The organism is Streptomyces sp. NPDC058671, from assembly GCF_042716475.1.
Taxonomy (GTDB): domain Bacteria; phylum Actinomycetota; class Actinomycetes; order Streptomycetales; family Streptomycetaceae; genus Streptomyces.
This window is the reverse complement of record NZ_JBHXSA010000015.1, coordinates 100,550-123,187: the sequence shown is the minus strand read 5'-3', so window position 1 is coordinate 123,187 and position 22,638 is coordinate 100,550. Positions and strand designations below refer to the sequence as shown.

22 protein-coding genes and 1 pseudogene are annotated in these 22,638 nt (G+C 72.9%); 8 read left to right on the top strand and 15 right to left on the bottom strand.

The window, feature by feature from the left end; all coding sequences use genetic code 11:
• Positions 1-53 precede the first annotated feature (53 nt).
• A complete protein-coding gene (gene argH / locus ACFWV2_RS20155; protein ID WP_384406347.1) occupies positions 54-1,481 on the bottom strand; it encodes an argininosuccinate lyase in 1,428 nt (475 codons plus the stop codon).
• Between the two features lie 155 nt (positions 1,482-1,636).
• Between argH and ACFWV2_RS20150 the strand changes: the two genes are divergently transcribed.
• Together ACFWV2_RS20150 and ACFWV2_RS20145 are read left to right on the top strand one after the other, a co-directional pair.
• A complete protein-coding gene (locus ACFWV2_RS20150; protein WP_384406346.1) occupies positions 1,637-2,911 on the top strand; it encodes a hypothetical protein in 1,275 nt (424 codons plus the stop codon).
• A gap of 44 nt (positions 2,912-2,955) precedes the next feature.
• On the top strand, positions 2,956-3,585 hold the full coding sequence (locus ACFWV2_RS20145; RefSeq protein ID WP_384406345.1) for a pyridoxamine 5'-phosphate oxidase family protein: 630 nt from the start codon (positions 2,956-2,958) through the stop codon (positions 3,583-3,585).
• Positions 3,586-3,630: 45 nt separating this feature from the next.
• On the opposite strand, the gene ACFWV2_RS20140 is transcribed toward ACFWV2_RS20145, so the two are convergent.
• The 6 genes and pseudogenes from ACFWV2_RS20140 to ACFWV2_RS20115 all read right to left on the bottom strand — a co-directional run bounded on the left by ACFWV2_RS20140 (position 3,631) and on the right by ACFWV2_RS20115 (position 9,173).
• On the bottom strand, positions 3,631-4,188 hold the full coding sequence (locus tag ACFWV2_RS20140; protein ID WP_384406344.1) for an arginine repressor: 558 nt from the start codon (positions 4,186-4,188) through the stop codon (positions 3,631-3,633).
• A 7-nt stretch (positions 4,189-4,195) separates the two neighbouring features.
• Positions 4,196-5,401: an acetylornithine transaminase gene (locus tag ACFWV2_RS20135; RefSeq protein ID WP_384406343.1), complete on the bottom strand. Its 1,206-nt coding sequence runs from the start codon at positions 5,399-5,401 to the stop codon at positions 4,196-4,198.
• Positions 5,401-6,348 (bottom strand): acetylglutamate kinase, encoded by a 948-nt coding sequence (argB, locus tag ACFWV2_RS20130; protein ID WP_384406342.1) that lies wholly within the window; start codon positions 6,346-6,348, stop codon positions 5,401-5,403. Before argB ends, ACFWV2_RS20135 begins: the two co-directional genes overlap by 1 nt.
• Complete coding sequence (gene argJ / locus ACFWV2_RS20125) at positions 6,345-7,523, bottom strand: bifunctional glutamate N-acetyltransferase/amino-acid acetyltransferase ArgJ (RefSeq protein ID WP_384406341.1); 1,179 nt, start codon at positions 7,521-7,523, stop codon at positions 6,345-6,347. Before argJ ends, argB begins: the two co-directional genes overlap by 4 nt.
• Complete coding sequence (gene argC / locus ACFWV2_RS20120) at positions 7,520-8,548, bottom strand: N-acetyl-gamma-glutamyl-phosphate reductase (protein WP_384406340.1); 1,029 nt, start codon at positions 8,546-8,548, stop codon at positions 7,520-7,522. The genes argJ and argC overlap by 4 nt, the downstream gene beginning before the upstream one ends.
• A 101-nt stretch (positions 8,549-8,649) precedes the next feature.
• Positions 8,650-9,173, bottom strand: a pseudogene (locus ACFWV2_RS20115) (LysR family transcriptional regulator).
• Between the two features lie 6 nt (positions 9,174-9,179).
• Between ACFWV2_RS20115 and ACFWV2_RS20110 the strand changes: the two are divergent.
• From ACFWV2_RS20110 to ACFWV2_RS20100, 3 genes are all read left to right on the top strand, one after another.
• Positions 9,180-9,362 (top strand): hypothetical protein, encoded by a 183-nt coding sequence (locus ACFWV2_RS20110; protein ID WP_384406339.1) that lies wholly within the window; start codon positions 9,180-9,182, stop codon positions 9,360-9,362.
• Positions 9,363-9,376: 14 nt separating this feature from the next.
• Positions 9,377-10,822, top strand: a complete 1,446-nt coding sequence (gene argG, locus ACFWV2_RS20105; RefSeq protein ID WP_360792482.1) for an argininosuccinate synthase — start codon at positions 9,377-9,379, stop codon at positions 10,820-10,822.
• A gap of 139 nt (positions 10,823-10,961) precedes the next feature.
• Positions 10,962-11,366, top strand: a complete 405-nt coding sequence (locus ACFWV2_RS20100) for a VOC family protein (RefSeq protein ID WP_384406338.1) — start codon at positions 10,962-10,964, stop codon at positions 11,364-11,366.
• Between the two features lie 46 nt (positions 11,367-11,412).
• On the opposite strand, the gene ACFWV2_RS20095 is transcribed toward ACFWV2_RS20100, so the two are convergent.
• The 4 genes from ACFWV2_RS20095 to ACFWV2_RS20080 form a co-directional block, all read right to left on the bottom strand.
• Positions 11,413-12,576, bottom strand: a complete 1,164-nt coding sequence (locus tag ACFWV2_RS20095; RefSeq protein WP_384406337.1) for a methyltransferase — start codon at positions 12,574-12,576, stop codon at positions 11,413-11,415.
• 92 nt (positions 12,577-12,668) lie between these two features.
• Entirely contained in the window at positions 12,669-13,244 is a 576-nt protein-coding gene (locus ACFWV2_RS20090) for a histidine phosphatase family protein (protein WP_360792476.1), read from the bottom strand.
• 68 nt (positions 13,245-13,312) lie between these two features.
• Positions 13,313-13,765, bottom strand: a complete 453-nt coding sequence (locus ACFWV2_RS20085; RefSeq protein ID WP_360792474.1) for a GNAT family N-acetyltransferase — start codon at positions 13,763-13,765, stop codon at positions 13,313-13,315.
• Positions 13,766-13,878: 113 nt separating this feature from the next.
• Positions 13,879-15,315, bottom strand: coding sequence for a PLP-dependent aminotransferase family protein (locus ACFWV2_RS20080; RefSeq protein WP_384406336.1), 1,437 nt, complete (start codon positions 15,313-15,315; stop codon positions 13,879-13,881).
• Here ACFWV2_RS20080 and ACFWV2_RS20075 point away from each other — a divergent pair.
• Together ACFWV2_RS20075 and ACFWV2_RS20070 are read left to right on the top strand one after the other, a co-directional pair.
• Positions 15,314-16,309: a DMT family transporter gene (locus tag ACFWV2_RS20075; protein WP_384406335.1), complete on the top strand. Its 996-nt coding sequence runs from the start codon at positions 15,314-15,316 to the stop codon at positions 16,307-16,309. The genes ACFWV2_RS20080 and ACFWV2_RS20075 overlap by 2 nt on opposite strands.
• A gap of 84 nt (positions 16,310-16,393) precedes the next feature.
• The gene (locus tag ACFWV2_RS20070; protein ID WP_360792468.1) at positions 16,394-16,594 is read left to right on the top strand and encodes a DUF1918 domain-containing protein; all 201 of its coding nucleotides are present in this window, start codon (positions 16,394-16,396) and stop codon (positions 16,592-16,594) included.
• On the opposite strand, the gene ACFWV2_RS20065 is transcribed toward ACFWV2_RS20070, so the two are convergent.
• Complete coding sequence (locus ACFWV2_RS20065) at positions 16,570-17,838, bottom strand: glycoside hydrolase family 10 protein (RefSeq protein WP_384406334.1); 1,269 nt, start codon at positions 17,836-17,838, stop codon at positions 16,570-16,572. The genes ACFWV2_RS20070 and ACFWV2_RS20065 overlap by 25 nt on opposite strands.
• Before the next feature lie 196 nt (positions 17,839-18,034).
• Here ACFWV2_RS20065 and ACFWV2_RS20060 point away from each other — a divergent pair, with 196 nt between their 5' ends.
• Positions 18,035-18,895 (top strand): 3-hydroxybutyryl-CoA dehydrogenase, encoded by an 861-nt coding sequence (locus ACFWV2_RS20060; RefSeq protein WP_384406333.1) that lies wholly within the window; start codon positions 18,035-18,037, stop codon positions 18,893-18,895.
• 77 nt (positions 18,896-18,972) lie between these two features.
• On the opposite strand, the gene ACFWV2_RS20055 is transcribed toward ACFWV2_RS20060, so the two are convergent.
• The 3 genes from ACFWV2_RS20055 to ACFWV2_RS20045 all read right to left on the bottom strand — a co-directional run bounded on the left by ACFWV2_RS20055 (position 18,973) and on the right by ACFWV2_RS20045 (position 22,295).
• Positions 18,973-19,503: an NUDIX hydrolase gene (locus tag ACFWV2_RS20055; RefSeq protein ID WP_384406332.1), complete on the bottom strand. Its 531-nt coding sequence runs from the start codon at positions 19,501-19,503 to the stop codon at positions 18,973-18,975.
• A gap of 62 nt (positions 19,504-19,565) precedes the next feature.
• Positions 19,566-20,906: a transcriptional regulator gene (locus ACFWV2_RS20050; RefSeq protein WP_384406331.1), complete on the bottom strand. Its 1,341-nt coding sequence runs from the start codon at positions 20,904-20,906 to the stop codon at positions 19,566-19,568.
• A 321-nt stretch (positions 20,907-21,227) separates the two neighbouring features.
• A complete protein-coding gene (locus tag ACFWV2_RS20045; RefSeq protein ID WP_384406330.1) occupies positions 21,228-22,295 on the bottom strand; it encodes a PP2C family protein-serine/threonine phosphatase in 1,068 nt (355 codons plus the stop codon).
• Positions 22,296-22,638 lie beyond the last annotated feature (343 nt).

Sequence of the window (22,638 nt, the reverse complement as noted above, 5' to 3'; positions counted from 1 at the left end):
AGCGCCGCCGCCCTCGCGCGGGGAGGGCGGCGGCGCCGTGAGTGCCGTACGGCCTACTTCTTGGCCTCGGCCCAGGCGTGCTGGATGACCAGATCCGCCTTGACCTCGACGAGCTGGGTGGCGACCGCCGAGGGGGCGGTGCCGCCCCGGCCGTCGCGGGAGGCGAGGGCGCCCGGGACGTCGAGGACCGTGCGGACCTCCGGGGTGAGGTGCTCGGAGATCTTGGCGAACTGCTCGTCCGTGAGCTCGTCCAGCTCCTTGTCCTCCGACTCGGCCACCTTCACGCACTCGCCGGCCACCTCGTGCGCCACCCGGAACGGCACGCCCTGCCTGACCAGCCACTCGGCGATGTCCGTCGCGAGCGAGAAGCCGGCCGGCGCCAGCTCCTCCATGCGCTCCCGGTTCACGGTGAGCGTGGCCATCATGCCGGTGAAGGCGGGCAGCAGGACCTCCAGCTGGTCGCAGGAGTCGAAGACCGGCTCCTTGTCCTCCTGGAGGTCACGGTTGTAGGCGAGGGGAAGCGCCTTCAGGGTCGCCAGGAGGCCGGAGAGGTTGCCGATGAGGCGGCCGGACTTGCCACGGGCCAGCTCGGCGATGTCCGGGTTCTTCTTCTGCGGCATGATCGACGAACCGGTGGAGAAGGCGTCGTGGAGGGTCACGAAGGAGAACTCCTTCGTGTTCCAGATGATGATCTCCTCCGCGATCCGGGAGAGGTTGATCCCGATCATCGCGGTGATGAAGGCGAACTCGGCGACGAAGTCACGGGAGGCCGTGCCGTCGATGGAGTTGCCGACCGAGCCGCGCTCGAAGCCCAGGTCCTTGGCGACCGCCTCCGGGTCGAGCCCCAGCGAGGAACCCGCGAGGGCGCCGGAGCCGTACGGGGAGACCGCCGTCCGGGTGTCCCACTGCCGCAGCCGCTCGGCGTCCCGGGACAGGGCCTGGGCGTGGGCCAGGACATGGTGGGCGAAGAGCACGGGCTGGGCGTGCTGGAGGTGGGTACGGCCGGGCATGGCGACGTCCGGGTGCGCCTCGGCGAGGCCGACCAGGGCGTCCTGGAGGTCCGCGACGAGGCCGCCGATGATCCGGGCGTGGTCACGCAGGTACATCCGGAAGAGGGTGGCGACCTGGTCGTTGCGGGACCGGCCGGCGCGCAGCTTGCCGCCGAGGTCCGGGCCGAGGCGCTCCAGGAGGCCCCGCTCCAGGGCGGTGTGGACGTCCTCGTCGGCGAGGGTGCCGACGAAGGAGCCGTCGGCGACGTCGGCCTCCAGGAGGTCGAGGCCGGCGAGCATGCGGGTCAGCTCGTCCTCGGTGAGCAGTCCGGCCTTGTGCAGCACGCGCGCGTGGGCCCGGGAACCGGCGATGTCGTAGGGCGCGAGACGCCAGTCGAAGTGAACCGACGCGGACAGCTTCGCCAGGGCCTCGGCGGGACCGTCGGCGAACCGTCCGCCCCAGAGCCGGACGTCACCGTTGTTGCTGCTCACAGCTGCTGCTCCTCAGGAGGGTGGGTATACCGCCGTCTTCGCGGGGAGGGCGAAGATGTCGATGACAGCATAACTATGCAATCCTCCGTATGCTTTGTCAACGCGGGTCGGGGCGCGCCCGGCCCGCTCCGGACGAGAGGCCCTAGGCTCCGGCCATGACGAGCAGCGCCTTCGACGGAGTCCTCCACCGGCTCGCCCGCGCCATCGACGGCGGCGACGGCGACCCGGGGGCGTGGATCACGCTCGACGAGGACATCCGGGCCCTCCTGCGCCGGGGCGGCGACGTCCCGGCGACCCCCGCGTGGCCGTCCGGCGACCCCGCGCAGCCTCCGACCACCCCGGAACTGGCCCTCGCCCTGTGCGGTCCCGACGGGCGGGTCAGGGAAGCCTCCCTCCGGTACGTGTCCCGGTCCCCCGCGCTCCTTCCTCTGGTCGTGATCCGCTGCTCGGACTGGGCCGCGCCCGTACGGGAGCGGGCACGCGCCGTGCTGCGCGAGGAGCTGCCGGGGGTCACGCCCGAGGCTCTCGGCGCCCTCGTCGCGGTCGCTCTCCGAACCGGGGACCGGCTGCGCGGGGACAGCGCGCGGGAGGCGCTGACCCGGGCCCTGCGGGAGGGACCCGCGTCCGGGGTGACCGCGCAGCTGGGGAGCGGGGACCGAGCCGTGCGCCGGCTCGCCCACCGGATCGCCGTCGACCGCGGGATCCTCTCCCCCACCCGGCTCGCGGAGATCGCCGCCCGCGGCCCCGACGTGATCGTCCAGGACCTCTGCGCGACCGCCGCGCTCGCCGCCGCCGGGGGCCCGCCCGACCCGGCCGTCCTCGCCCCCCTGCTGTCCGCCCGGCAGGGCCGGGTGCGGGCGGCGGGGGTCACGGGGCTGCGCCGGGCGGGCCGGGCCCGTGAGGCCGAGCGGTTCCTGTACGACCGGTCCGCGCTGGTGCGGGCCTGCGCCCGCTACGTACTGCGGCAGGCGGGGACCGAGCCGCTGTCGCTCTACCGGGCGGCGTGTGCGGCAGGGCCCGGGACCGCGGACAAGGTGCCCCCGTACGCTCCGGTGGGCCTCGCCGAGTGCGGGGAGCGGGCCGTCGACGTGCCGGTGCTCTGGGAGCTCATCGGACACGAACGGCCCGAGGTGCGGGCCGGGGCGGTGGCGGGCCTGCGCCTGCTCGACGCCGTACGCCCCCAGCGGCTCGTACCGCTGCTCGACGACAGTTCACCGCGGGTCGTGCGCGAGACGGCGAGGGCGCTGCGCCCCTGGGCCGATCACACGCCGGCCCACGCCGTCCCGGCGCGCCCGGTCGCCGTCCCCGCCCCGTCGACCGCGCCGCCCCCGCCCGCCGACGAGAGCCGGGCCCTGTCCGCGCGCGCGTGGCTGCTTGGGATCGTCGGCAGCGTGCGGCGCCCCGACCGCGCGAGGCGGGGCGGGAGTTGAGACGCGCCCGCCCCGCGAGACGCGGAGCGGGCAGAATGCGAGGCATGGGAAAGACATACGAACATATCGACGGACGACTCCGCGCCTTCATCGAGGAGCAGCCGGTGTTCTTCACGGCCACCGCTCCCCTCGCAGGCGACGGGCACGTCAACCTGTCTCCCAAGGGGCGGCGCGGCACCCTCGTGGTTCTTGACGAACTGACCCTCGCCTACGTCGACTTCGGCGGGAGTACCGCCGAGACGATCGCGCATCTGCGGGAACCGGGCAACGGTCGGATCACCCTCATGTGGACCGCCTTCTCCGGGCCGCCGACCGTCGTCCGGGTGCACGGGACCGGGGAGGCCGTGCTCCGGGACGACCCGCGGTGGGGTGAGCTGTTCGCGCGGTTCCCCGCGGACGCCGTGGAGGGTCAGGGCAGCGCGCGGGCGATCGTCCTGGTGCACGCGCGGCGGGTCAGCGACTCCTGCGGGTTCGCCGTCCCGCTGATGGAGTACCAGGAGGACCGGTCGCTGCACGCCGAGTACTTCAACCGGAAGACGGACGGCGAGTTCAGGGCGTACTGCGTCCGCAAGGAGCACATCGCGACCAGCCTCGACGGGCTGTCCGCGCTGCCGCTCCCCCTGCCGCCGCTGCCGACGCCGGAGGCCACGTCAGCGCCGGTGGCCGCACCATAGCCGCGTCGCCGCTCCGGGCCCGCGGGTCGACCCGCGGGCCGCGGCCTACTTCTGTGCCAGCATCAGCAGGTGGTCGGCGAGGGCCTGGCCGCCCGCCGGGTCGCGACTGATGAGCATCAGGGTGTCGTCGCCCGCGATCGTGCCGAGGATCGCGTGGAGTTCGGCCTGGTCGATGGCCGACGCGAGGAACTGGGCGGCGCCCGGCGGGGTCCGCAGGACCACCAGGTTCGCGGACGCCTCGGCGGAGATCAGCAGTTCGGAGGAGAGGCGCCGCATGCGCTCCTCCTTCGCGGACTCGCCGAGCGGGGCCTGCGGGGTGCGGAAACCGCCCTCGCTCGGCACCGCGTAGATCAGCTCGCCGCCGGTGTTGCGGATCTTCACCGCGCCCAGCTCGTCGAGGTCGCGGGAGAGCGTCGCCTGGGTGACGCTCAGCCCGTCGTCCGCGAGGAGCTTGGCGAGCTGGCTCTGCGAGCGCACCGGCTGCCGGTTGAGGATGTCGACGATCCTGCGGTGGCGTGCGGTGCGGGTCTGCGGAACGGACGGCCCTGCCCCAGGCTCCGCCTGGGGGGACCCCCAGTGCTGGTTTTCCTGCGCGTCGGTCATCGTCGTCTCATTCTCCGGTTCGTCCTTGCCCGTTCGCCACGTCGAGGACCCCGGGCAGGGCCTGGAGGAAGGCGTCCGCCTCGGCGTCGGTGAAGACCAGCGGAGGCATGATCCGTACGACATCGGGGGCGGGCGCGTTCACCAGGAGGCCGGCGTCCTGAGCCGCCTGCTGCACCTGGGGTGCGAGGGACTCCGTGAGCACGATACCCAGCAGGAGACCCGCACCACGGACGTGGGAGACCAGCGGGTGCTCCAGGCCCTCGATTCCCTGCCGCAGCCGCTCCCCGACCGCCTTCACGTGGTCGAGGGCGGCGTCCGCGCCGAGGGTGTCCAGGACGGCGAGTCCGGCGGCGCAGGCCACGGGGTTGCCGCCGAAGGTCGTCCCGTGGTGGCCGGGCGTGAAGAGGTCGGCGGCGGGACCGAAGGCGACGGTCGCGCCGAGCGGGAGGCCGCCGCCGAGACCCTTGGCGAGGGTGACGACGTCCGGCTCCACGCCCTCGTGGGCCTGGTACTCGAACCAGTGACCGCAGCGGCCGACGCCGGTCTGCACCTCGTCGAGGACGAGGAGGGTGCCGGTCGCGCGGGTGATCTCCCGGGCGGCCTTGAGGTAGCCGGGCGGCGGGACGACGACGCCGTTCTCGCCCTGGATCGGCTCGATGATCACGAGCGCGGTGTCCTCGGTGACCGCGGCGCGCAGCGCCGCCGCGTCCCCGTACGGGACGTGGGTGACGTCGCCGGGCAACGGCAGGAACGGGGTCTGCTTGCCGGGCTGGCCGGTGAGCGCGAGGGCGCCCATGGTCCGGCCGTGGAAGCCGCCCTCGGTGGCGACCATGCGGGACCGGCCGGTGAGCCGGCCGAGCTTGAACGCGGCCTCGTTGGCCTCGGCGCCGGAATTGCAGAAGAAGACCTTGCCGGGCCGGCCGAAGAGCGAGAGGAGCTTCTCCGCGAGGGCGACGGGCGGTTCGGCGACGAACAGGTTGGAGACGTGGCCCAGGCTCCGGATCTGCCGGGTGACGGCCTCGACGACCGCCGGGTGGGCGTGGCCGAGGGCGTTGACGGCGATGCCTCCGACGAGGTCCAGGTACTCGTTTCCTTCGGCGTCCCAGACCCTGGCGCCCTCACCGCGGACGAGCGGCAGCCGGGGGGTGCCGTAGTTGTCCATGAGCGAGCCCCGCCACCGCTCGGTCAGCTGCTCGTTGCCGGTGCTGCTCATCAGTCCCCCTGTCCGTCCGGCACGACCATCGTGCCCACGCCCTCGTCGGTGAAGATCTCCAGCAGGATGGAGTGCTGGACCCGGCCGTCGATCACACGGGCCGTGGTGACCCCGTTCCGTACGGCGTGCAGGCAGCCTTCCATCTTGGGGACCATGCCGCTGGAGAGCTCGGGCAGCAGCTTCTCCAGCTGGCTCGCGGTGAGCCGGCTGATGACCTCGTCGCTGTTCGGCCAGTCCTCGTAGAGGCCTTCGACGTCGGTCAGGACCATCAGGGTCTCGGCGCCCAGCGCCGCAGCGAGTGCCGCAGCCGCCGTATCAGCATTGACGTTGTAGACATGTCCGTCGTCCTGGGAGCGGGCGATGGAGGAGATGACCGGGATGCGGCCGTCCTCCAGGAGCGCCTGGATGGCGCCGGTGTCGATGGCGGTGATCTCACCGACCCGGCCGATGTCGATCTGCTCGCCGCCGATCACCGGGCGGTGTCTGGTGGCGGTGATGGTGTGGGCGTCCTCGCCGGTGAGGCCGACGGCGAGCGGGCCGTGCTGGTTGAGCAGCCCGACGAGCTCGCGCTGGACCTGGCCGGCGAGCACCATCCGTACGACGTCCATGGCGTCCTCGGTGGTGACCCGCAGGCCCGCCTTGAACTCGCTGACGATGCCGTGCCGGTCGAGGGCGGCGCTGATCTGGGGGCCGCCGCCGTGCACGACGACCGGCTTGAGACCGGCCTGGCGCAGGAAGACGACGTCCTGGGCGAAGGCCGCCTTGAGGTCCTCGTCGATCATGGCGTTGCCGCCGAACTTGATGACGACCGTCTTGCCGTTGTGGCGCGTCAGCCAGGGCAGGGCCTCGATGAGGATCTGCGCCTTGGGGAGGGCCGTGTGCCGGCGCGTGGGGTTCTGGGAGTCACCCGTGTTGTGCGGGTCGCCGGTGTTCTGGGAGTCGCTCATGAGGAGTACGCGCTGTTCTCGTGGACGTAGTCGGCCGTGAGGTCGTTCGCCCAGATGACGGCGGACTCGGTGCCGGCCGCGAGGTCGGCCGTGACGGTGACCTCGCGGTAGCGCATGTCGACCAGGTCTCGGTCCTCGCCGACGGAGCCGTTCTTGCACACCCAGACGCCGTTGATGGCGACGTTGAGCTCGTCGGGCTCGAAGGACGCCCCCGTCGTGCCGATGGCGGAGAGCACCCGGCCCCAGTTGGGGTCCTCGCCGTGGATGGCGCACTTGAGGAGGTTGTTGCGGGCGATGGAGCGGCCCACCTCGACGGCGTCGTCCTCGGTCGCCGCGTTGACCACCTCGATACGGATGTCCTTGCTGGCGCCCTCGGCGTCGCCGATCAGCTGGCGGGCGAGGTCGTCGCAGACCTCCCGTACGGCCTCGGTGAACGCGTCCTGCGCGGGGGTGACGCCGGAGGCGCCGGAGGCGAGGAGGAGGACGGTGTCGTTGGTGGACATGCAGCCGTCGGAGTCGACCCGGTCGAAGGTGACGCGGGTGGCGCCCCGCAGGGCGCTGTCGAGGCCCTCGGCGTCGACGTCGGCGTCGGTGGTGAGGACCACGAGCATGGTGGCGAGGCCCGGGGCGAGCATGCCGGCGCCCTTCGCCATGCCGCCGACCGTCCAGCCGCCGTTCGCCCCGCCCTTCGTGACCACGGAGGTCTTGTGGACGGTGTCCGTGGTCTTGATGGCGATGGCTGCCTTCTCGCCGCCGTGCTCGGAGAGTTCGGCCGCGGCCTTCTCGACGCCCGGGAGAAGCCTGTCCATGGGCAGCAGGATGCCGATGAGGCCGGTGGAGGCGACGGCGACCTCGCCGGCGCCGACGTCCGCGCCCCGCGCGCTGAGGACCTCGGCGACCTTCTCGGCGGTGGCGTGGGTGTCCTGGAAGCCCTTCGGCCCGGTGCAGGCGTTGGCGCCGCCGGAGTTGAGGACGACGGCGGTCAGCTCGCCGTCGGCGAGGACCTGCTGGGACCAGATGACGGGTGCGGCCTTGACTCGGTTGGAGGTGAAGACTCCCGCGGCGGCACGGCGGGGCCCGGTGTTGACCACGAGGGCCAGGTCCGGGTTGCCGTTCTGCTTGATCCCGGCGGCGATGCCCGCCGCCGTGAATCCCTTCGCTGCGGTGACGCTCATGGAGCGACTCCAATCGTGGAGAGTCCGGTGGCCTCGGGGAGTCCGAGGGCGATGTTCATGCTCTGCACCGCGCCGCCGGCGGTGCCCTTGGTCAGGTTGTCGATGGCGCTGATGGCGATGATCCGGTTCGCCGCCGCGTCGAACGCGACCTGCACCTGAACGGCGTTGGAACCGTAGACGGACGCCGTCGCCGGCCACTGCCCCTCGGGGAGCAGATGGACGAAGGGTTCGTCCGCGAAGGCCTTCTCGTAGGCGGCCCGTACGGTCTCGGCGGTCACGCCCGGCTTCGCGGCGGCCGTGCAGGTGGCGAGGATGCCGCGCGGCATCGGCGCCAGGGTCGGCGTGAAGGAGACGGTGACCCGCTCCCCCGCCGGTCCGCTGAGGTTCTGGATCATCTCGGGGGTGTGCCGGTGGCCGCCGCCGACGCCGTACGGCGACATGCTGCCCATGACCTCGCTGCCGAGGAGGTGCGGCTTGGCCGCCTTGCCGGCGCCGGAGGTGCCGGAGGCGGCGACGATCACGGCCTCGGACTCGGCGAGACCGTTCTCGTACGCGGGGAAGAGCGCGAGCGACACGGCGGTGGGGTAGCAGCCGGGCACCGCGACACGCCTGGCCCCCGTCAGCGCGACGCGGGCGCCGGGCAGTTCGGGGAGCCCGTAGGGCCAGGTACCGGCGTGCGGGGAGCCGTAGTACGCCTCCCAGTCGGCGGGCTCCCGGAGCCGGAAGTCGGCGCCCATGTCGACGACGAGGACGTCCGGCCCGAGCTGCTCGGCGACGGCGGCCGACTGTCCGTGCGGGAGGGCGAGGAAGACGACGTCGTGCCCCGCGAGCTCGTCGGCGGTCGTGGGCACGAGGACGCGGTCGGCGAGCGGCAGCAGATGGGGCTGGAGCGCCCCGAGTCGCTGACCGGCGTTGGAGTGGCCGGTCAGGGCGCCGATCTCCACGTGGGGGTGGGCGAGGAGAAGACGCAGCAGCTCTCCGCCCGCGTATCCGCTCGCACCCGCCACTGCTACTCGTACCGTCATTGAAACCCTCCTCATGGATGGCATGACTATACGTCCCGGCGCAGTTTTATGCAAAGAACTTCCCTGAGGCGCTCATCGGCGACAGGGGCCCGGGGCGGCGGTCACGGCGGGGTCACCCAGCCCGGCGTCCAGGTCCCGGCCGCGTCGTAGCCGGCCGCCGAGGCGGCGAGCTGGGCGCGGAGTGTGACGAGGGCCGGATGGGGGTTGTCGCGGTGCCAGAGGAGCGAGTGCGGGTAGACGGGCGTCGGGCCGGCCACCGGGATGCGGCGCAGGCCGTGGCCGGCGGGCCAGACGAGTCGGGTCCGCTCCCCCATGAACGTGGTCGCAGGGCCCCGAAGGCCCTCTCGATGTCGAACAGCATCACCACGTCGAGGTCGATCTCGGGGTGGGCGCGGTGGAAAGCGCGCATCAGGCCCGACGGGGCGACGCGTGAGGCGATCACGTCGACGCGCAGCGGGCGGCGGCCCGGCCGCACGGACGCGGCCGCGCGCTCGGCGACGCGCAGCAGCTCGCGCGCGTGGGGCAGGAACGCCTGTCCGTCGATGGTGAGCTCGGCGCCGCGCGGGGTCCGCGTGAACACCCGCACCCCGAGGTCACGCTCCAGCGCGGCCATGCGCTTGGACACCGCGCGGTGACGACCAAGGCCTCGACCGCGCTCCTGACGGCCTTCTGGGGCGTACTGGGCGGATTGCTCGGTCCGCGTGCGGCCATCGGCCTGGCCGGCGTACTGCTCCTGGCGACACCGCTGCTGCTCCCCCGCCGGGCGGCTGCGCACCCGCTCCCCGACACCCCTTTGCATGACCATGCGAGATGATGCATACTCTTCCCATGTCCAAGGTCCTCACCTCCCTGCCCGCCGGCGAGCGCGTCGGCATCGCCTTCTCCGGCGGCCTCGACACCTCCGTCGCGGTCGCATGGATGCGCGACAAGGGCGCCATCCCGTGCACCTACACCGCCGACATCGGCCAGTACGACGAGCCCGACATCGCCTCGGTGCCCGGCCGCGCCAAGACCTACGGTGCCGAGATCGCGCGCCTGGTCGACTGCCGCGCGGCGCTGGTCGAGGAGGGTCTTGCCGCACTCACCTGCGGGGCGTTCCACATCCGCTCCGGCGGCCGGGCCTACTTCAACACCACGCCGCTCGGCCGTGCCGTCACCGGCACCCTCCTCGTCCGGGCGATGCTCGAGGACGACGTCCAGATCTGGGGCGACGGCTCGACCTTCAAGGGCAACGACATCGAGCGGTTCTACCGCTACGGCCTGCTCGCCAACCCGCACCTGCGGATCTACAAGCCCTGGCTGGACACGGACTTCGTGACCGAGCTCGGCGGCCGCAAGGAGATGTCCGAGTGGCTGCTCGCCCACGAGCTGCCCTACCGCGACAGCACCGAGAAGGCGTACTCCACCGACGCCAACATCTGGGGCGCCACCCACGAGGCGAAGACCCTGGAGCACCTGGACACCGGCGTGGAGACCGTCCAGCCGATCATGGGCGTCCGCTTCTGGGACCCCTCGGTCGAGATCGCCGCCGAGGACGTCACCATCGGCTTCGACCAGGGCCGCCCGGTGACCATCGACGGCAAGGAGTTCTCCTCCCCGGTCGACCTCGTCATGGAGGCCAACGCCATCGGCGGCCGCCACGGTATGGGCATGTCGGACCAGATCGAGAACCGGATCATCGAGGCCAAGAGCCGGGGCATCTACGAGGCGCCCGGCATGGCCCTGCTGCACGCGGCGTACGAGCGTCTCGTCAACGCGATCCACAACGAGGACACCCTCGCCCAGTACCACAACGAGGGACGGCGCCTCGGCCGGCTGATGTACGAGGGCCGGTGGCTGGACCCGCAGGCGCTCATGGTCCGTGAGTCCCTCCAGCGCTGGGTCGGCGCGGCCGTCACCGGCGAGGTGACGCTGCGGCTGCGGCGCGGTGAGGACTACTCGATCCTCGACACCACGGGCCCGGCGTTCAGCTACCACCCGGACAAGCTGTCCATGGAGCGCACCGAGGACTCGGCCTTCGGCCCGTCGGACCGGATCGGTCAGCTCACCATGCGCAACCTCGACATCGCCGACTCGCGCGCCAAGCTGGAGCAGTACGCGAGCCTCGGCCTGATCGGCACCTCCAACCCGGCCATCGGTGCCGCCCAGGCGGCCGCGACCGGGCTGATCGGCTCCATGCCGGAAGGCGGTGCCGAGGCGATCGCGTCGCGCGGCGAGGTCGCCGACGACGACGAGATGCTGGACCGCGCGGCGATGGAGTTCGGCACCGACTGACGCACCTCGCCGGGCGGCGGTCCCGACACCCCGGAAGACCGGCCCGACGCCTCGCGCGTCGGGCCGGTCTTCGCGTGGGGCGGATTTCCGGACCCCACGGGCCCGGCGTGATCCGAACGAGAGGGCCTAGCCTTCACGCATGATGATCAATGCGCGGACCCGGGTACGGGTCGCACGCCCTTCGCGGGATCTCGCCGCCGCCGAGCGGTTCTACGTCGACGGTCTCGGGCTCGACGTGCTGTGGCGGAGCACCGAGCGGGTGCCCGGTCGTCACGACCTGCTCATGGTCGGTCCGCCGGACGGGAGCTGGCACTTCGAGCTGACACGTGATCCCGAGCGTCCGTCGGAGCCCGTCCCGACCGTCGACGACCTGTTCGTCGTCTATCTCGGGGCCCCCGTGGAGGAGGAGCAGGTGGAGCGGCTCGTCGCCGCCGGCGGCACGCGGGTGGCCGCGCACAACCCGTACTGGGACGAGCACGGCGTCACCGTGGCCGATCCCGACGGCTACCGGCTCGTCCTGTGCTCCCGCACCTGGGAAGGATGACCCGGGCCGGGCACGGCCGGAGAGGCCGGGCCCGGACCGGGCGACCCTAAGCCGTCCGGACCGCTCGCAGAACCACGAACTTGGCGTCGCTGGCGACGAGTTCGCTGTTGCCGAAGATGCGGCGGAGGGTGACGTGGTAGCCGAGGTGCCGGTTGCCGATGACCCACAGCTCGCCGCCCGGCCGCAGCGCGCGGCGCGCGTCGGCGAACATGCGGCGGGCCGTGCGGTCGGTGGTGGCCTGGTGGCTGTGGAACGGCGGGTTGTTGAGGACGAGGTCCACCGATCCTGCGGGCAGGTCGGTGAGCCCGTCACCGACGACGAACTCGGCCTTGCGTCCTTCGCCCACGTGGGCGCGGAAGTTCTCCTCGGCCGAGGCGACCGCCGGGTAGGACTCGTCGGTGAAGATCAGCTCCGCGTCGGGTTCGGAGAGGGCGATGGCGATGCCGACCACGCCGTTGCCGCAGCCGAGGTCGGCGACGCGGGCGCCGCCGAGGCCGCCGGGCAGGTTCGCGAGGAAGAAGCGGGTGCCGACGTCGAGGCGGTCGGCGCAGAAGACCCCGGCGTGGTTGGTGACGGTCAGTCCCGGGAGACCGGGCGCGGGGGTGTCGGCCGGGAGGTCGTACCGGTGGGGCCAGGGGTTGGGGCGCGGAGAGGTCGCGGGGTCGAACGTGGTGTGGATCAGACGCGCCTTCTTCACCGCGAGCGAGGTGCGGGTGGGTCCGAGGATCCGCTCGAAGAGACGGAGCGTCGAGGTGTGGATCTCCTTGACCATGCCGGTGCCGACGATCACGGTGCCCTCGTGCACGGCGGGTGCGAGCCGGTGCAGCTGGTCCTCCAGGAGCGCGAGGCTCTTGGGGACGCGGACGAGGAGGACGTCGATCCGCTCGGGCGGCGGGTCCTGGGTGGTGAGCAGCCGGACGGCGTCCGGGGCGGCCCCGGCGCGCGCGAGGTTGGCCCGCGTCGCCTGCCCGCCGAGGTACGAGTCGGTGATCTGGACGAGCTCGCCGGTGCCGGCGGCTTGGAGCGCGGTGACGAGGGCTCCCCAGCGGTCGCCGAGGACGGCGACGGTGCCGGAGAGGTCGGTACCGCTCTCGGCCAGATGGCCCAGGAGGTACTCGTCGGCCGCGTCCCAGGCGCGCAGCTGGTCGCGCGGGTCCTCGGGAAAGCGGGTCAGCGTGAAGGCGCCCCATGACGTGGTCAGACGGTTCATCGTGCTCTCAGGCTAGCCGGTCGCGGCCGCCGGCTCCCCCGGCACGTGCCGGAAGCGCGTACGCGGGGTGCCGTTCGGCGCAGGGTCGTCCGTCAGCGTACGGCCGCGTCGAGCTGGAGGTGCCAGAGGCCGGGGCGGCCGGTGAGGGTGACGGTGGAGAGGGGACGGACGTCGACGCTCCAGTAGGTGGCGGGGTGTGCCCTCAGCGCGTACACGAGGGCGGCCCGCAGGACGGCTGGTTCCACGACGGCGACGATGGCGCCGTCGTCGGCGGGCCGGGTGTCGAGCCAGTTCCCTATCCGGGTGATGAAGGCGAGGAGCGGTTCCCCGCCGTGCGGGGCGGTGCGGGCGTCGGTGAGCCAGGCGTCGACGGCGGCGGGTTCGAGGGCGGCGACCTCGGCGAGGGTGAGGCCCCGCCAGCGGCCCATGTCGCAGTCGCGCAGCGCGGGCTGGGCGAGCGGCGCGTAGCCGAGGGCGGTGCCGGTGGCGCGGCTGCGCGGGGTCGGGGAGCAGTAGCGCAGTTCGGCCGCGCCGAGCGGGATGAGCGCCGGCGCGGCGAGCTGTACCTCGTACCAGCCGGCCTCGTCGAGCGGCCGGTCGTCGTCGAAGCGTTCGGCGAGCAGGGAGGAGCTGCGTGCCGCCGTGACGAGCGTCACCCGAAGACTCATGGCCGCGATGGTGGGGCCGGAGGCTCCGCAGGTCAAGGGGTCATTCCCGGGGGTCGGAGGGGTCCGGTTCACTCCTGCCCGAGAGTCATCCAGATGTCCGGATTCTGTAGTGGCGTGAAACCGACCTTCTCGTACACACCGTGCGCGTCGGCGGTCGCGAGCATGATGCGGCGCAGCCCGCACGGTGCGAGGTGGTCGCGGACGGCGGTGACGAGCGCGGTGCCGAGGCCGGTGCCGCGGGCCGGGCGGTCGACGTAGACGTCGCAGAGCCAGGCGAAGGTGGCGTAGTCGGTGACGACGCGCGCGTAGGCGGCCATCTCGCCGGTCTCGCGGTGGTAGGCGCCGAGGTTGAGGGAGCCCGCGATGGCGGCGTCCTGCTTCTCCCGAGGTCGGCCCAGGGCCCAGTACGCGTCCGTGGACAGCCAGTGGTGGACGCGGGCGGCGTCGATCCGCGCGGGGTCGGCTGAGATCTCGTACGTCCCGTGCATGACGGGCGTGTCGGTGGTCATCCTGTCACTCATCCCCGCAGGCTTCCAGTGACAGAGGGGCTTGTCAGGTGAATTTGCCGGAGGTCGGCGGCGGGTGGAGCCGGGCGGGGGGACCCTGCTCCACCCGGCCTGCCCGCCCCTCGCGGTCAGGCGGTCAGTTCGTCGACCGCCGTCCGGAGGCGGCGCACGCCCTCCGCGATCTCGGTGGGGCCCGCGACACCCGCGAAACTCAGCCGGATGTGCCCGGCGGGGGGTTCGGCGCAGAAGTAGGGGCGGCCGGGAGCCGCGGCGACACCGTTCCGCAGGGCGGTGGCGAGGAGGGCGGCCTCGGGAAGGGTGTCGGGGAGGCGGAGCCAGAGGTGGTAGCCCCCGTAGGGGATGTGCGGCAGGGCGAGACCGGGCAGATGGTGGGTGACGGCACCGGCCAGCAGGTCCCGGCGGCTCTTGAGTTCCTGGGCGACGGCCCGCAGATGGCGGTGCCAGGCGGGCGAGCCGACGAGTTCGAGCGCGGCCTCCTGGAGCGGCCGGGGGACGAAGAAGCTGTCGACGACCTGGATGGCGCGCAGGCGTTCCAGGACGGGACCGCGGGCGGCTAGGGCGCCGACCCGCAGGCTGGGCGAGGTGGCCTTGGTGAGCGAGCAGACGTGGACGACGACGCCGTCGGGATCCTCGGCGGCGAGCGGCGCCGGGAGCGGCGGCGCGTCCTCGTGGACGAGACGGCGGGCGAAGTCGTCCTCGACGACGAAGGCTCCGGCGGCGCGGGCGATACGGATGACCTCACGGCGCCGGTCGGGCGCCAGCACGGCGCCGGTCGGGTTCTGGAAGAGCGGCTGGCAGACGAGGACCCGGGCGCCGGTGGCGCGGAACGCGGCTTCGAGGAGTTCGGGGCGGACCCCGTCGGCGTCGGCGGGCACGGGGACGGGGCGCAGTCCCGCGGCGCGGGCGACGGCGAGCATGCCCGGGTAGGTCGGCGACTCGACGAGGACGGGGGTGCCGGGCGGGGCGAGGGCCCGCAGGGCGGTGGTGAGGGCGGGCTGGCCACCGGCGGTGACGAGCAGGTCGGCGGCGGTGACGCTGCCGCCGATCTCGCGGGCGAACCACTCGCGCAGCTCGGGAAGCCCGTCCGTGGGCGGCCTGCCCCAGGCGCCGGGGCGGCGCCCGGCGCGGGCGAGGGCGGCGGCGAGGGCCCGCTGGGGCTGGAGGGAGGGGTGGAGATAGCCGCCGTTGAACTCGATCACCCCGGGCGGGGGCGCGGCGAGGGTGGCGAGGACCCCGGAGGCGTCGACGGACCGGGGGACGAGTTCGGTGGCCGTGTCGGCGCTGAGGGCGACCTCCTGCCAGGAGGTGTCGCCGGTGACGGGGGTGGCGGTACGGGGCTCGGCGCGGAAGGCACCGGCGCCCGGGCGGGTGACCACGAGCCCCTCGGCGGCGAGCTGCGCGAGGGCGCGGGTGACGGTCACCGGAGAGACCCGGTACCGCTCGACGAGTGCTCGACTCGACGGCAGCTTTCCACCAGGCGAGTAGCAGTTCAGCTCTGCCCTGAGGGAATGCGCCAGTTCCGCCACACTGCTACGCTCGTTCATGAAAGCCAAGAATAGCGCTACTGCGTCGATGACGATAGCGGTCACCACTTTCGCCGACAGCGCGTCAGAGGGAAGCACCCGCGCCGGGATCACCGAGGGAAGCCGCGGCGGAAGCACCCCGCACCCGGCCGCCGACGCCCTCCCCCGAGGCACCCTGCTCGCCGTCCTCGGCGTCGTGTGCTTCTCGCTCACCTTCCCCTCGACCGTCTGGGGCCTGGAGAGCTTCGGTCCCTGGTCCCTGGTGGCCGTGCGGTCCGCCCTCGCCGGCCTCATCGCGGGCGTCTTCCTCCTCGTCGGCAGGGTGCCGCTGCCCGAGCGGAGCCACTGGGCGGGCCTCGCCGTCGTCGCCGGGGGTGTCGTCATCGGCTTCCCGCTCCTGACGACCCTGGCCCTGCAGACCTCCACCACCTCCCACGCCGCCGTCGTGGTGGGCCTCCTGCCGCTCACCACGGCCACCCTCGCCGCGCTGCGGACCGGACGGCGACCCTCCCGTACCTTCTGGTTCGCCGCCGTGTCGGGCGCGGTCGTCGTCATCGCCTTCACGCTCAAGGAGAGCGGCGGAGCCGTGTCGCGGGGCGACCTGTACCTGTTCGGCGCGCTCCTGGTGTGCGCGGCCGGCTACACCGAGGGCGGGCGGCTCGCCCGGCTCATGCCGGGCTGGCAGGTCATCGGCTGGGCCCTGGTGCTCTGCCTGCCGCTGATGCTGGTCGGCTCCGCCGCGGCGCTGTCCCTGGAGCCGGTGCGCCTGAACGCCCACGGTGTGGCCGGGCTCCTCTGGGTCGCCGCCGGTTCCACCTTCTTCGGCCTGTACGTCTGGTACCGCGGCATGGCGTCGATCGGCATCCCCAAGGCGAGCCAGCTGCAGCTCGCCCAACCGCTCCTGACCCTGTTCTGGTCGGTGTTCCTGCTCGGCGAGAGCCTGCCGCTCGCCGCCCCGCTCGCCGCGGTGGGCGTCCTGGTCTGCATCGCGGTGACCCAGCGGGCGAAGAGCTGACGCGACGGATCGGGGTGACCCGGGTCACAATGGCAGACGTAGGCTCCCGAGCAGGGCGGGCCCGGTCGCGAGGAGGACACCCCGATGCAGGCGAGCGTGGGCGACACACTGCTGGTGCACGGCCGGACCGTCGGTCACCACGACCGTACGGCCGAGGTCCTCCAGGTACTGGGGGAGAACGGCACTCCCCCGTACCGCGTGAAGTTCGACGACGGTCACGAGGCCCTGATGTCGCCGGGCCCCGACACCGTCGTCCGTCATCACCCGGAGGCGGAGGCCCGCTGACCGCTCTCCCCCCGCGGAGGGACCTTGGCGGGAAGGACCCTGGTCGGGTAGTGATCCGCCACCACGGTGGCCATCGCCCCGATCCGGTCCTCCATGACCTCCTTGGCGGCGAAGAAGCAGTGGCCGCCGACCCCCGGGTAGCCGGCGGCGAGCTTCAGATGGCGTGACAGCTCCTTCGGGTCCTGCCAGGCCGCCGGCTGCGCGGGGTCGCCCGCCTTGTAGAGCGCCTCACCGAGGTAGAGGCCGACGCCGGTGCCCCGGACCACCTCGTCCCACCAGGGCAGCAGCTTGGCGTAGTCGGTCCCGGGCATGCCGATGTGCCAGTACAGCTGCGGCACGACATGGTCGAGCCAGCCCTCCTTGACCCACTTCCGGGAGTCGGCGTACAGGTCGTCGTACGTCTGGATGCCGCCGCTGGTGTCCGAGCCCTTCGGGTCGGCGGCGCGGTTCCGCCAGACCCCGAACGGGCTGATCCCGAAGGCCACCTGCGGCTTCAGGTCCTTGATCCGGGCGGACATCTCGGAGACCAGCAGATCGATGTTGTGCCGCCGCCAGGACGCCTTGTCGCGGAAGCCCCCGCCGTAGCGCGCGTACGTCTCGCCGTCGCCGAAGTCCTGCCCGGCCACCGGGTACGGGTAGAAGTAGTCGTCCCAGTGCACGGCGTCGATGTCGTAGCGCCGTACGGCGTCCAGCATCGCGTCCTGGACGAAGCGGCGGACCTCGGGCAGCCCCGGGTCGTAGTAGAGCTTCCCGCCGTAGGGCAGCACCCACTCAGGGTGCCGCCGGGCCGGATGACCGGCGACGAGCCGGGTCGGATCCGTGTGATTCGCCACTCGGTACGGGTTGAACCAGGCGTGCAGTTCGAGATCCCGCGCATGGGCCTCATCGACGGCCGTGCCCAGCGGGTCCCAGCCGGGATCACGGCCCTGGGTCCCGGTGAGGCACTGCGCCCACGGCTCGTGCGGCGAGGGCCACAGCGCGTCGGCGGTCGGCCGCACCTGGAGGACCACCGCGTTGAGACGGCGCTCGACCGCCTTGTCCAGGTGGGCGAGGAGTTCGGCGCGCTGCGCCGCCGCGCTCAGGCCGCTGCGGGAGGGCCAGTCCCGGTTGCCGACGGTGGCGACCCACACGCCACGGAACGCGGGCCGGCGCGGCCGTCCCCCCCGTACCGGCGCTTCGGTCACGGCCGCCGCCGGCGCTGTCGTGCCCGTCACGGCGAGCACCGCTCCGGCCGCGCGCGCCACGAACCCTCTTCTGCCGATAGGCCGCACTTGTACCCCTCTGCTGTCGGATACCTCACACCCACCCGGACAGCATGCACGCCCCGACCGATCGATCATCGGTTAATGAGCGGTAACGTCGTGGGGTCGAGGCGGACGCATCGGAATCACACGGGCCCCGCCGCCAGAGAAGAGCGAAAGGCACGAGGTGACGGACTCCATGGCCGACATTGAGCGCGTCGGAGTGGTGGGCTGCGGCCAGATGGGCGCGGGCATCGCAGAGGTGTGTGCCCGGAGCGGCCTTGACGTGAAGGTCGCCGAGACCACCGGCGAGGCGCTGGAGATCGGCCGCACACGGCTCTACAACTCGCTGGCGAAGGCCGCCGAACGCGGCAAGATCAGCGAGGAGGAGCGGGACGCGACGCTCGCTCGCCTCAGCTTCACCACCGACCTGGGCGAGTTCGCCGACCGCGACCTCGTCATCGAGGCGGTCGTGGAGAACGAGCAGGTCAAGACCGAGATCTTCCAGGTGCTCGACCAGGTGATGACCCGGCCGGACGCCATCCTCGCCTCGAACACCTCCTCCATCCCGCTGGTGAAGCTGGCCGTGGCGACCTCCCGCCCGGACCAGGTCATCGGCATCCACTTCTTCAACCCGGCCCCGGTGCAGAAGCTCGTCGAGCTGATCCCGGCCCTCACCACCTCCGAGGGCACGATCAGCCGGGCGCAGGCCTTCGCGGAGAAGACGCTCGGCAAGCACGCGATCCGCGCGCAGGACCGCTCCGGTTTCGTGGTCAACGCGCTGCTCGTGCCGTACCTGCTCTCGGCGATCCGGATGTTCGAGTCGGGCATCGCGAGCCGCGACGACATCGACAACGGCATGGAGTTCGGCTGCGCCCACCCGATGGGTCCGCTCAAGCTCTCGGACCTGATCGGACTGGACACGATCGCCTCGATCGCCGACTCGATGTACATGGAGTACAAGGAGCCGCTGTACGCCGCTCCCCCGCTGCTCCAGCGCATGGTGGACGCGGGCCGGCTCGGCCGGAAGACGGGCTCGGGCTTCTACCCGTACCCCTGACCCCCCGCGCCACCCCTCGATCACCGGACGGCCCGTACACCCGCACAGGTACGGGCCGTCCGGCGTTCCCGCGTCTCTCAGCCGAGGCGCAGATGGTGGAGCAGCAGCAGTCCCGCGGCCATGTTGGCGGCCGGGATCTCGCCCCGGGTGATCATGTCGGGGATCTGTTTCAGCGGGACCCAGGCCCGCCGGGAGGACTCGAAGGCGTCCTCGGGCGGTCCGGTGTAGGTGGCCCGCTCCGCCCAGTAGAGGTGGTGCCGGGCGTCGGTCAGGCCGTTGGACGGTTCGACGGTGAGGAGGTGGCGCAGCGGCCCCGGCCGCCAGCCGGTCTCCTCCTCCATCTCGCGGGCCGCGGCCGTCTCGACGTCCTCCCCGTCCTCGACGACACCGGCGGCCAGTTCCCAGCCCCAGCTGTCGGTGATGAAGCGGTGGCGCCAGAGCATCAGTACCTCGTCGGCCTCGTTGACGGCGGTCGCGACGGCGACCGGACGGAGCCGGATCAGATAGTGGTCGAGGTGACGGCCGTCCGGGAGTTCGACGTCCGCGAGGTTCACCCGGAACCAGCGGTTCTCATAGACAGAGCGTTCACTCAGTTTCGTCCACTGCACGTTCTTGCCACCTTCCGACTGGTCGGTGCTTGTTTGGTGGCAATATCGCAGCAGTTCGAGGCCTAGAGCGGAACGCGTAGGGCTCCTTCGATGAGAGCCGCCGCCTCCCGGGCATCGCCGCCGCCGCTCGCGAGAAGATGCTCCCGCACTTGCCGCAGCCGGTCCCGCAGCCGCCGCGACTCCATCCCCCGCGCCCGCTCGGTCATCTCCACGGCCGTACCCGCCGCCCCGTCGCACTCCCCCTGCCGCAGCTCGATCTGGCACAGCATGGCGAGCCGGTGCACCCGGCCCCGGTCGTGCGACGGCACCCCCACCGCCATCGCCGCGTGCTCGTGCGCGGCGGTGAGATCACCCAGACTGAGCAGCGCCTCGGCGACCTGCACGTTGACGAATCCCGGCTGGACATAGCCCGTCTCGGCCGGCTCGTCCCCCGGGCGGATCCGCTCCGCCGCCGCCTCGGCCCGCCGGATACAGGCCAACGCGGCCGTGCCGTCGCCCAGACGCGCGTACGCCTTCGCCTGCATCGCCGTCAGATCCGCCGCGAGCGCCGGGGTGATCTGCCGGCCCGCGGTCCGCAGGGCCGCCTCCGCGAACGCCACCGCCTGCCGGTACTCCCCCATGAACAGCGACTGGTTGACGAGCAGCGCGATCACATAGGCGCCGAGCCCCCGGTCCCCGCTCGCCTTCGCGAGCCGCAGCGCCTGGTGGAAGTAGCGCTGGGCGAGACCGTGCGCGTCCGCGTCGTACGCGCAGATGCCCGCGACCGCGACGAGCCCCCCGGTGGCGCGGTGCAAGCGCCGTCCGAGGGCGTCGCTGTACGAACCCCGCAGCAGCGGCGCGGTCTCGGTGGTGAGGAAGCCGACGATCCGGGCCCGGGTCGCGATCCCCCCGGCCTTGCGGTACATCTGCTCGTAGTGGGACCGGGCGGAACTCAGCACGGCGATGTCGGCGGCCGAGACCGCGGCCCGGCCGCTACGGGAGACGTCCACGTCCTCCGGCGGGTTCTCCCACTCCCACACCGGCATCACCGCCGGGGTACCGGTCACGGCCGGAGCACCGACTATGTGCGGCCGCTGCTGCTCGTCGGAGCGCCACAGGGCGGCCGCCCGCTCCACGAACCCGGAGAGCGGCGAACCGGCCGCGGGCAGCGGCCCGTCCGGCACGCCGAGACCGATGTCGTCCAGCGTCACCTGCCGGTGCAGCCGCGTGGCGAGCACCTCGCAGATCAGGTCCGGCACCTGGCCGCGCGGCCGCTGGCCCTTCAACCAGCGGGCCACGGCGGTGTGTTCGTACCGCAGGACGAGGCCCCTGGCCCGGCCGGCCCGGTTCACATGGGCGGCGAGTCCCGCATGGGAGACGCCCGCTTCGTCGAGCAGGGCGTCGAGCAAGGTGTTGGGCTGCATGGCCGCTCCGGTCGCTCGGTGAACTCAGCGTAGCGGTGGCCGATTTCGTACGGGACGAACCAGTCCGGAAGGCGCCGCCGCCCGGTCCCGGTCACGGGGCGGGATTTCGCACGGGGTGTGAATCAAGTACCCGTTCTTCCGGTCCGCGTACTCTGCCGCACTCGTCCCCGTAGCGGTTGACTGTGCTTCTCGCCGCAAGGCGACGGCCGGGCCGCCGGCTCCCCCCTCGAACAGTGCGGCCGCCCGGTCCGCGTCGCCCGCCCCGCTGATCTGCCCGACACTCCGTGGCGGAGCGGGCGACGCCGGCCCCGGCCCCTCCGCTCAGCAGTGCGAGGAGGGGGCGGGCCGGGATCGGCGCAGCCCGGGTTCGGCGGGCTGCGCCGGGACCCGGAAACGGTCGTTGCGTACGACGAGCAGCGCGACGTCGTCGGCGAGCCGGCCGCCCGTGTGGTGCAGCAGGGCCGTGTGGACCCGGCGGACGAGCGCGGCGGGCGCCTCACCCGGAACCCCGGCGAGCGCGGTGTCGAGCGCGAAGAACCGCCCCCGGTGGTCCCGGGCCTCCTCGGCGCCGTCGGTGTGCAGCACCAGCGTCTCGCCGGGCAGCAGCCGGGCCGCCGTGTACGGCGCGAGCGCGCCGGGCAGGGGCAGCACCCCCAGCGGGGGAAGCGGTTCGCCGAGCGGCAGCCGCTCGACCACCGGACCGAGGCGGTACGGGCCGGGGTGACCGCAGTTGAACACCGCGAGCCGCCCGTCGGACGCGACCTCCAGAAGCAGCAGGGTCACGAACTCCTCCGCCACCGGATGCTCGGGATCCGTCGCGGACCGCGCCGGGTGCTCTTCCCGTGCCCGCTCCCGCAGATGCCGATCCAGGGCCCGTTCGAGCCGCCGCAGCACACCGCCGAGTTCCGGCTCGTCGTGCGCCGCCTCGCGGAAGCTGCCGAGGACGGCCACCACCGCGCCGAGCGCCGCGAGACCGTGGCCCCGGACGTCCCCGATGACGATCCGCACCCCGTAGGGGGTCGCCACCGCCTCGTACAGGTCCCCGCCCACCGAAGCTCCCGGGGACGCCGACAACTGCCCTGCGGCCAGGGCTAGTCCGTCGAGCCGGGCGGGCGGCGGGCGCAGCAGCACCTGCTGCGTGGCGACGGCGACGGCCCGCACCCGCGCCAGCTCGCGCATGAGCCCGCGCCGGACACCGACGACCAGACCGACACCGACGGTGAGGAAGACGACACTGGTGACGACCCTCATCGGCAGCCCCGGCTGCCGGGCCGGCGGACAGCCGAACTTCCACCCCACGGCCACCGCACCCCACGCGGCGGGAAGAGCGAGCGGGGCCAGCCGGCGGAGCCGGGACCCTTCGGAGACCAACGACCTCGTACGGATCATGCACGGCCCTTCCCGAGCCCCGACGACGCCCGAAGGCCCCGCTGCACACAGGTCCGCCCCTGCGGCCGCGTCGATTCTGCCGACCGCGCCACCCCCCGCGGAACACCCCCCGACGATCTCACCCGAAGGAGTGACCACCCCCGGCGCGCCGCCCCTCGCCAGGACTCCGCCACGCGCACGCGTGGTCGGTGCCCGCACACCCCTGCGGGTCCGTGAACGCCGGAGGGCCGCCCCGGGGGATCCCCCGGGGCGGGCCGCCGGGGGTGGGGGCCGGGGGGGAGGCGCCGCGGCGGGGGGGGGCCGGGCGCCCGGGGGGGGGGGGCCCGGGCCGCGGGCGGGGCGC

What these genes read in the sequence shown, in the direction of transcription:
- ACFWV2_RS20075 (WP_384406335.1), top strand. Translation starts at nt 15,314, where the DNA reads ATGAAAGCCAAGAATAGCGCTACTGCGTCGATGACGATAGCGGTCACC.
- ACFWV2_RS20135 (WP_384406343.1), bottom strand. Translation starts at nt 5,401, where the DNA reads ATGAGCAGCACCGGCAACGAGCAGCTGACCGAGCGGTGGCGGGGCTCG.
- argB (WP_384406342.1), bottom strand. Translation starts at nt 6,348, where the DNA reads ATGAGCGACTCCCAGAACACCGGCGACCCGCACAACACGGGTGACTCC.
- argG (WP_360792482.1), top strand. Translation starts at nt 9,377, where the DNA reads ATGTCCAAGGTCCTCACCTCCCTGCCCGCCGGCGAGCGCGTCGGCATC.
- ACFWV2_RS20095 (WP_384406337.1), bottom strand. Translation starts at nt 12,576, where the DNA reads ATGAACCGTCTGACCACGTCATGGGGCGCCTTCACGCTGACCCGCTTT.
- ACFWV2_RS20140 (WP_384406344.1), bottom strand. Translation starts at nt 4,188, where the DNA reads ATGACCGACGCGCAGGAAAACCAGCACTGGGGGTCCCCCCAGGCGGAG.
- ACFWV2_RS20080 (WP_384406336.1), bottom strand. Translation starts at nt 15,315, where the DNA reads ATGAACGAGCGTAGCAGTGTGGCGGAACTGGCGCATTCCCTCAGGGCA.
- ACFWV2_RS20070 (WP_360792468.1), top strand. Translation starts at nt 16,394, where the DNA reads ATGCAGGCGAGCGTGGGCGACACACTGCTGGTGCACGGCCGGACCGTC.
- ACFWV2_RS20145 (WP_384406345.1), top strand. Translation starts at nt 2,956, where the DNA reads ATGGGAAAGACATACGAACATATCGACGGACGACTCCGCGCCTTCATC.
- argC (WP_384406340.1), bottom strand. Translation starts at nt 8,548, where the DNA reads ATGACGGTACGAGTAGCAGTGGCGGGTGCGAGCGGATACGCGGGCGGA.
- ACFWV2_RS20060 (WP_384406333.1), top strand. Translation starts at nt 18,035, where the DNA reads ATGGCCGACATTGAGCGCGTCGGAGTGGTGGGCTGCGGCCAGATGGGC.
- ACFWV2_RS20100 (WP_384406338.1), top strand. Translation starts at nt 10,962, where the DNA reads ATGATGATCAATGCGCGGACCCGGGTACGGGTCGCACGCCCTTCGCGG.
- argJ (WP_384406341.1), bottom strand. Translation starts at nt 7,523, where the DNA reads ATGAGCGTCACCGCAGCGAAGGGATTCACGGCGGCGGGCATCGCCGCC.
- ACFWV2_RS20050 (WP_384406331.1), bottom strand. Translation starts at nt 20,906, where the DNA reads ATGCAGCCCAACACCTTGCTCGACGCCCTGCTCGACGAAGCGGGCGTC.
- ACFWV2_RS20085 (WP_360792474.1), bottom strand. Translation starts at nt 13,765, where the DNA reads ATGAGTGACAGGATGACCACCGACACGCCCGTCATGCACGGGACGTAC.
- ACFWV2_RS20090 (WP_360792476.1), bottom strand. Translation starts at nt 13,244, where the DNA reads ATGAGTCTTCGGGTGACGCTCGTCACGGCGGCACGCAGCTCCTCCCTG.
- ACFWV2_RS20045 (WP_384406330.1), bottom strand. Translation starts at nt 22,295, where the DNA reads ATGATCCGTACGAGGTCGTTGGTCTCCGAAGGGTCCCGGCTCCGCCGG.
- ACFWV2_RS20150 (WP_384406346.1), top strand. Translation starts at nt 1,637, where the DNA reads ATGACGAGCAGCGCCTTCGACGGAGTCCTCCACCGGCTCGCCCGCGCC.